Source organism: Paracnuella aquatica, from assembly GCF_003332885.2.
Classification (GTDB): domain Bacteria; phylum Bacteroidota; class Bacteroidia; order Chitinophagales; family Chitinophagaceae; genus Flavisolibacter; species Flavisolibacter aquaticus.
The window spans coordinates 245,349-253,124 of the sequence record NZ_QOWJ01000007.1; the positions used below are offsets into that span (position 1 = coordinate 245,349).

3 protein-coding genes are annotated in these 7,776 nt (G+C 52.2%); 1 reads left to right on the forward strand and 2 read right to left on the reverse strand.

The features are described from left to right. Positions 1-61 precede the first annotated feature (61 nt). Entirely contained in the window at positions 62-2,443 is a 2,382-nt protein-coding gene (locus DRJ53_RS12360) for a 3-hydroxyacyl-CoA dehydrogenase/enoyl-CoA hydratase family protein (RefSeq protein ID WP_114235935.1), read from the reverse strand. 179 nt (positions 2,444-2,622) lie between these two features. Between DRJ53_RS12360 and DRJ53_RS12365 the strand changes: the two genes are divergently transcribed. Continuing rightward, complete coding sequence (locus DRJ53_RS12365; RefSeq protein WP_241558532.1) at positions 2,623-3,033, forward strand: hypothetical protein; 411 nt, start codon at positions 2,623-2,625, stop codon at positions 3,031-3,033. 523 nt (positions 3,034-3,556) lie between these two features. On the opposite strand, the gene DRJ53_RS12370 is transcribed toward DRJ53_RS12365, so the two are convergent. Further along, a complete protein-coding gene (locus DRJ53_RS12370) occupies positions 3,557-7,378 on the reverse strand; it encodes a hypothetical protein (protein ID WP_114235936.1) in 3,822 nt (1,273 codons plus the stop codon). Positions 7,379-7,776 lie beyond the last annotated feature (398 nt).

The window sequence follows — 7,776 nt, forward strand, 5'->3', positions numbered from 1 at the left end:
CAGCCTTTGTTTTATGATTGATTTCCTAATCGAAAAAATCAGTTTTACATATAAACCAATGCTAGTTCCGCACCGGCTTACCACCCTTTAGCACGCTTTGAATACGCTCTAGGCTCTTGCGTTCACCACAAAGCGACAGAAACGCTTCCCGCTCCAGGTCCAGCAGGTATTGCTCCGGCACCAGTGTAGGTTCGCTCAGGTCGCCGCCACACATTACATAAGCCAACTTACGAGCCACCAAGGCATCGTGCTCGGTGGCGTACCCGGCCTGCGTCATGCCGTGGATGCCGGAATACAGGGCACCCAACGCCGTGCGGCCAAGTACTTTGACGTCTTTGCGTGGCACCGGCGTTACATAACCACTTTGGTGCATTTCGAGCACCGAACGTTTGGCCTCCGAAACACGGCGGCTTTGGTTCATCACAATTTCGTCTAGCCCTTTCCGGTAGATACCCAATCCAAATGCTTCGTGTGCCGAGGTGGCCACTTTTGCAGTGGCGATGGTCAAAAACCTGTTTTTCAGCGTGATGGTTTCCGGTTCGTCTTCATGCATTTCGTCGGATGCCCGCAGGACAAACTCCTTAGTGCCGCCACCGCCCGGAATCAGGCCCACGCCCAGTTCTACCAAGCCGGTATAGGTTTCGGCGGCTGCGCAAACTTTATCCGAATGCAGGCTCATTTCGCAGGCGCCACCAAGCGACAATCCATGCGGCGCCACCACCACCGGCACCGACGAGTAGCGAACCCGCATCATGGTATTTTGAAACATGCGGATGGCCATGTCCAGTTCATCGTACTCCTGCTCAATAGCCAGCATAAAGATCATCCCCACATTGGCGCCGGCACTAAAGTTGGCGCCTTCGTTGGCAATCACCAGCCCTTTATAATTTTTTTCTGCAAGCTCAATGGCTTTAGTAATGCCGCTGAGCACATCGCCACCAATCGAATTCATTTTGGTGCTCCATTGCAGCCCCAGCACATCGTCGCCGAGGTCCACCACGGTGCTGCTGCCGTTTTGCCAAACTGGCGATTGTGCAAAATGCGCAATGGAAGTATAATCGGCGCTGCCCGGAATTTCGTTGTATGTTTTGCTCGACGGATCGTAGGCCAGCCTGCGGCCGTTTTGCAGTTTATAAAATGTTTTGTGCCCCGTTGTCAGCATGTCGTGCACCCAGGGTGCAATATGGTAACCGGCCCCTTCGGCAGCAAGCGTCATGTTTTTTACACCCAACACGTCCCAACTTTCAAAGGCGCCAATTTCCCAGCCAAAACCCGCCATCATCGCATCGTCGATGCGGTACAGTTCATCGGATATTTCGGGGATGCGGTGCGAAATATAGGAGAACAGCCCGTAGTGAAAATGCCGGAAAAAATCGCCTGCCTTATCGGTGGCGGCTACCACCATTTTCAGGCGTTGCTTTAAATCGTCGATGGGTTTGGCAGCGTCAATCGAAGCAAATTTCGGCTTTTGTCTTGGGCCGTATTCGCCGGTTTCTAGGTCCAACGTCAGGATTTCTTTTTCGCCACTGCTTCCTTTTGTCTTTTTGAAAAAACCCTGACCGGTTTTATCACCCAGCCATTTTTTTTGCACTATTTGCTCCAGCCAAGCCGGAACCTGGAATTTATCCCTGGCTTCATCTTCCGGGCAACTTTCGTAAACGCCTTTGGCAACATTTACCAGCGTATCAATACCGACCACGTCGGCAGTGCGGAACGTGGCCGATTTAGGGCGGCCAATGATGGGCCCGGTCAGCGCATCCACTTCGTCAATGGTCAGTCCCATTTGATCGATCAGGCCAAAAATGGACATGATGCTGAACACACCAATGCGGTTGGCAATAAATGCTGGCGTGTCTTTGGCGAGGACGGTTGTTTTGCCCAAAAAGCGGTCGCCGTAATCGAGCAAGAAATCAATGATCGCAGGGTCGGTTTCTTTGGTTGGAATGATCTCCAGCAACCGCAAATAACGCGGCGGATTGAAGAAGTGCGTGCCGCAAAAATGCTTTTTGAAATCATCGCTGCGGCCCTCGTTGAGCAGGTGTATGGGAATGCCCGAAGTATTGGAAGTAATGAGCGAACCGGCCTTACGCACCGCATCCACTTTTTCGTATAAAGATTTTTTGATATCGAGGCGCTCCACCACCACTTCAATCACCCAGTCGCAAGTTGCAATGTCTTTCAGGTTGTCGTCGAAGTTGCCGATGGTGATCAGTTTGGCTACGTCCTTATGATACACCGGCGAAGGGTTGCTTTTGATAGCGGCCTGCAGGGCATCGGCCACAATTTTATTGCGGGCCGCTTTGTTATCGGATGTTTGCGCATCGGCAGGAACAATATCGAGCAGGAGCACGGGAAGGCCCACTCCGGCAAAATGGCAGGCAATACGGGAGCCCATTACCCCGCTACCCAAAACGGCTACTTTACGGATGGTTCTTGTCGTCATAAAAATTAGTTAGTTATGCAACTATTATTATGAAGATAATTATGATTTTGGATTTGGGATTGACGATTTCGGATTTGTTTGCACACAGTTTAGTGAAGGTTTCGACTCAAAATCCGAAATCGGGAAATCTGAAATCCGAAATGCAACCATGTCCTACTTTTGCGCCATTACCACTGCATATGGAAAGCGCCACCGAACCCGTTTACGTTATCCCGGCCAAATACCGCCGGATGGAAAACATGCACATTGTGTTTTGGCTTGTTAAAGACATTAGCTGGTGTTTGATCTGGGAACCGTTGGGTATTGCGATGATTGTGCCCACGCTCGCCATCGCCATCATTATTGCCTGGCGTACCCGCCACATCAAATCGGAACTGGCACACAACCTTGCTATTTTGTTTTGGATTTCGGCCAACTCGTTTTGGATGATCTCGGAGTTTTTGGAGTTTGATTCGACACCCATTTTGTTTGGCATTACGGGCAAGCATATGGCACTTATTCCGTTTGCGTTTGGTGCCCTTATTTTGGCCTGGTATTACCTGGTGCAAAAGCCCCGCGAAGACCGCGTGGAGCAGGTGGCGACGATGTAAGGCATTTAGAACAGATGAACAGACGAACAAGGAATGTTGAACAGACGAAGTTGGATGGGGAAATTATTAATTATGAATTATTGATTATTGGGTAGGGGTCAAATTGAAAAATTGAATGCGAAATAGTTGGGCGCAGCCCAAACCTGTTGGTAATAAAACTGTCATCATCGTTATCAATTTTCCCGTTGATCGTAGATCAACGCTGTGCGCCGGATATTTATTTGCCAAACGATTTGAAGCGCAGGTTTGGGCTACGCCCAAAATGATTTCATCATTTGATCTATTGCTACCAACAGTTGTGGGCTCTGCCCACATATTCAAACCGTAATGGCGTCCAATTCTAAAATAGTGAGCATCACCTTTTGAGATACGTGACCCTCAATTCATTATTCATAACTCAACATTCATAATTCCCAAATTCCCGGCTGCTCTCATTCGAAATTCATCATTCCTTGTTCCTTGTTCGATATTCTCTCACGAACTTCCTCTGTTCGAAATTCCTTGTTCGTCTGTTCGACATTCCCTACTCCTCAAACGGATGCCCGCGCAACAACTCCAGCTCCTCACGGTATTGCCTGAGCGCTTTTTTATTTTTCTTCACGCCTACGCCTGATGCAAGACCGCTCATGGTCATTTTTACGATGTAGTTAAAAAACGATCGGTCGCGGAGGCGTTCAAAATACATCAGGCTTTCGCGGCCATTGTTGTTTTTGCGGATGAAAAAAGTATTGGCCAGCGTGGTCATCAGGCGCAGCAGCACTTTTGAGCGGTTGTTTTCGCCCACCTGTACAAACTTGATGCGGAGGTTGCGGTAAAAAAGATGCATTTCGCCGAAGGCCACGTCTTCGCGGCCAATGGCGTTGAGGTACAGCGAATCTACCGTGCCGCTTTCAATCTGCACCGAGGCTAGCGGCGCCACCACAGGGTTTAAAAATGTAAGCGATGTGGGCTTCATGCGCAGGTGCATGAGGAAGCCTGCCAGCGAATCGGTATAACTTTCTTTCAAGTTCAGGCTCAGTTGCGCCGAATCGAGCAGCAGGGCATCAATGCGCAGCGACAGCGAGTCGGACGGCGACAAGTTGCGGTTGCGGATATTGCCGATCCGTGCATTGAGGTTCGTCAACGAAATGATGCCTTCTTCGTTGCTCTTTTCAGCCAGTTCGGTGTACACCACCAGGCCATTTTGCAACACCACTTGTCCTACATCTACCGGCATGCGGATGGCTTTGATGGCGTTGACCGGCAGCGGTTTGTTGATGCCGGAACGAAACGGTGGCCGCTTGTCGCGGTAAATGGTAATTACCGGCCGCTGCAACTGAATAGTGCTGGCGGTAAATGCGCTGTCCCGCTCCAACTTATCGCGGTCGAAGCCGGTGAGTTTTACCGGCCCGGATGTAAAAGTTACATAGTCGATCTGGTAGGGCGTGGATGCAATGGTTACTTCCCTTGAGCGGGCAGGCCGGGCCGAAAATGAATCCAGCGACAAGGTTTTAGCACCAGCTTCGTAGCGGGCGCCTTCCCAATGGAGCACCGTATTGCTGTCGCGGTAAGTGGCGGTGCCGGTGCGGATCCACGCCGAGGGGTTGCGCAGCAAAGCACCAAGGCCACCCGTTTGCAGCACCAGGTTGCCCCCCGAAGCTTCCGACACCAGCAGGCGGCTGCCTTTGCCAAATGTAAACGCGTTGGGCGACAGCAAACTAACCGAATCCAGCACACCGCTCCACGCCGGTTTGCCTGTTTCCAGGCTGCGCTTTAATTGCGATAAAACAATCCGGGCACTGCCTTTTTCCGTGCCCATGCGTACCCCGTTGGGTTGGGTAAACCAGGCCGGCCCCGACTGCAACGCGATTTTGCCCACCGAAATACCGGAAGGTGCAATCGCAACATCATTTACTTGTAACAGGCCACCGTTGCTGCGCGGCAGTTCAAACCGGGAAAGGGAATCGCCTTTGTGAATGGTAACCGATACCTGCGGCTCCTCCAGCCGCACCGATGCCAGTTGCAGCGACAGCGCCGGCGTGCCATTGTTTGCAGGCTTGGGCAGGTGTTGTTGCATCCTTATTTCAGGCTGTTGCAAAATGAGTTGTGGCACCTGCATGTTTCCATTCACCAAATCCGCAACATCAACCAGCGCCGAGATGCGGGGCACTTCTAAGTACAGGCTGTCCTTATTTTTTACCTGGTTCAGCACCAGTTGCTGCAGCTGCAAGCGGCCGTCTTTAGCCAGCCGCACCGATTGTGCACGGGCACTTAAATCAGGCGTTGAAAAGGAGAGGGGCGCCGTTGCAAAATTCAATCCATCAACGCTTAGTTTGCCCCCAGCAGGTTTGCTCAATGTGGTGGCGCCCAGGCTGGAAAAAACGGTTTGTACCCGTGTGCCCCTTTGCTCAAAAAGCACCCGTGTATTGTTGCCCGAAATATTACGCAGCAAAAAGGAAGAAGCGCCACCGCCGCCTTTTTGCCCGCCGCTCATTAAGCCCGCTATTTGCACCGTGCCCGACCGCCAGCTCAGGTCCTGCGCTTCAATGTTGTTGGTTTGTTTGTCAAAAATGAGATCGCGGAGCGAAACGCCCTGCAGCTGTGCTTTTGCTCCCTTACTGGTTAGCGAAAGGTTTTGCACCAGCAGCCCGCTTTTTTCGGTAAAATCAACACCGCGCAACTGCACCGTGGCGGCGCCCAGTTGTACCGTGCCCTGGTCGAAATGCAGTTGCTCCACACTTTGTTTGATGCCGGCTTCGGAGCGGGCCTGCAATAGCGACGCGGTCTGGATCACCATGTCGGCATCGGCCAGTTTTATTTCGGTGCCGTTGGCCGGCAACAGGTGCATGCGGCCGTTGCGCACCGTTACTTTTTGCAGGCTTAGCTGGTCCTCGGCGGTTTGGAGCGCTTCAAACAGCGACACCTTTTTGCGGCTGGCCTGGCGCCTGCCTGCTTTAAAATAAATGTCGGGTTCGCCCAGTGTGGCCTGCTGTGCTTTTAGTTGTTCTTCAAACAAGAGTGCCTCCCAGTCGATGCCCTGCAACTCGAAATATGGAATGTGGTACCGGCGGATGCTGCGGCCCGGGTTGCTACGGGCAGTGGTGGTGGCCGTAAACTGCCGCAGCACTAGGCGGCTGTTGCGCAACTGAATGCTGTCGAAATGGTACACCGTGGAGCTGTCTTCGTTGTACAGGCTGTAGCCCCGCACGTTCATGTCAAACTCCTGCACCGAAAGCGGCTCGGTGCTGTCGGGTTTTACCCGCAGGCCGTGCATCGAAAAATCATCGCGGCGATCGTTGGAAAGGGTTCTTTTTTTAGCGCCATTCAGCACCACGTTGAAGCCTGCTTCTTTTACGCCCACAAACTTCAGGTCGAAGTTGCCGGCCAGGTCGTTCAGCACTTCCTGCAAGTCTGGTGTTTTAATGGCAACGGCGGTGTCCTTTTTTACCCGGTTGTTGATGTCGATCTGGAACATAGGCGCCAGGCAAAACACCGAGTCGGCACGCACCATGTTTTGCCGGTACAGCGCATCAAAATCAACACCGGTGAGCAGCAGTTGTTTGAAAAAAAGATCAAAGTCGGCCCGCCTGGCCTGGCCGTCGATGGTGCTGATGGTGCAGCTGTCGAGTTGCAGCCTCTGGCGAAACAGCTCAAGTTCAATTTTTTTAAACGCCAGCTTATGGCGCCCATCGGGCAGCACAAGGCCCTGTTCCGGGATGAGCAGCGACACGTTTTGGACGCCTGGCAGGTACCTGTCGCGGGCTGTGGAGTCGGTTTGGCCCGGCCGGTAGTTGAGCGAAAAATCAACACCAGTGAGGCTTACCGGCGGCCGTTCGGGGCGTATTCGGTTGTATAAAATAAATCCTGCTTTGCGGATGGAAATATGTTTGAGTTCCATGGCATCGAGGCCGTCGAGCAGCGACTGGTACAGGCGGCCCAGTTCGGTGGGCAGCGACACAAGGTCGCGCTGGCTGCTGGAGTCTTTGCGCCACCGGTAGATTTCCACTTTTGGGTTGTGCACCAGCATGGAATCGAGCAAGAGCCTGCGCTGAAAAAGCAGCGGCCAAAAAGATTGAATGTGCAGGGTGAGGCGGTCGAGGCGGATGTTGTACGTGGCGGCATTGGCGGTGCTGTCCAGCGAAATGAGGTTGCCCTGCCGCACTTCCACAAAACCGGTGAGGTAGTTGAATGAAAAACCTTTGACCTTGAGCTGCAGGTTGCCGTTGGATTGGGTGGCCACAATGCCCTCGAGGTAGCGGGCCGCGTTGCGGCTAAACCAAAAATGCAGGCCGCCCAGCAACAGCAGCAGGCTGATGCTGGTAATACCTATGATGCGGAGCCATTTTCTGCGGACGGTGCTTGCCATTGGTTTGTTCCGGGCTAAAGGTCATGATTGCAATACAAGGTACAACAGATGCCCGGAGCCGATTAACCATTTATCATTAACTGTGCCATATAAGCGATTGGCCGCTGGGTAAAGAGCTTAGCTATTTGCTATGAAACTTAGATATGCCTGTTCCGAACCTGCCGGTGCAGTTTGGTGTCCCAGTCTTTGTGAAAAATGGAGCTGCTCTGCTTGTCATGCTGAGGGCAGCGAAGCATCTGAGTGGTGTCGAGAAAACAGGTAACTAAAAGTTTGACTCATACCAATTTCGAAACAAGTTCGGCATGATTGTCATGATTTATCCAAAAATTTTTTAAGCTGCAGCGGGTCGTTTTTCTTCATACTTCCGGCCCTTAGTCACTACCGAAGCTACGCGCAGC

Bases quoted from the DNA above. Each gene is read 5' to 3' on its own strand.
- DRJ53_RS12365 (WP_241558532.1), top strand. From the start codon at position 2,623: ATGGAAAGCGCCACCGAACCCGTTTACGTTATCCCGGCCAAATACCGC.
- DRJ53_RS12370 (WP_114235936.1), bottom strand. From the start codon at position 7,378: ATGGCAAGCACCGTCCGCAGAAAATGGCTCCGCATCATAGGTATTACC.
- DRJ53_RS12360 (WP_114235935.1), bottom strand. From the start codon at position 2,443: ATGACGACAAGAACCATCCGTAAAGTAGCCGTTTTGGGTAGCGGGGTA.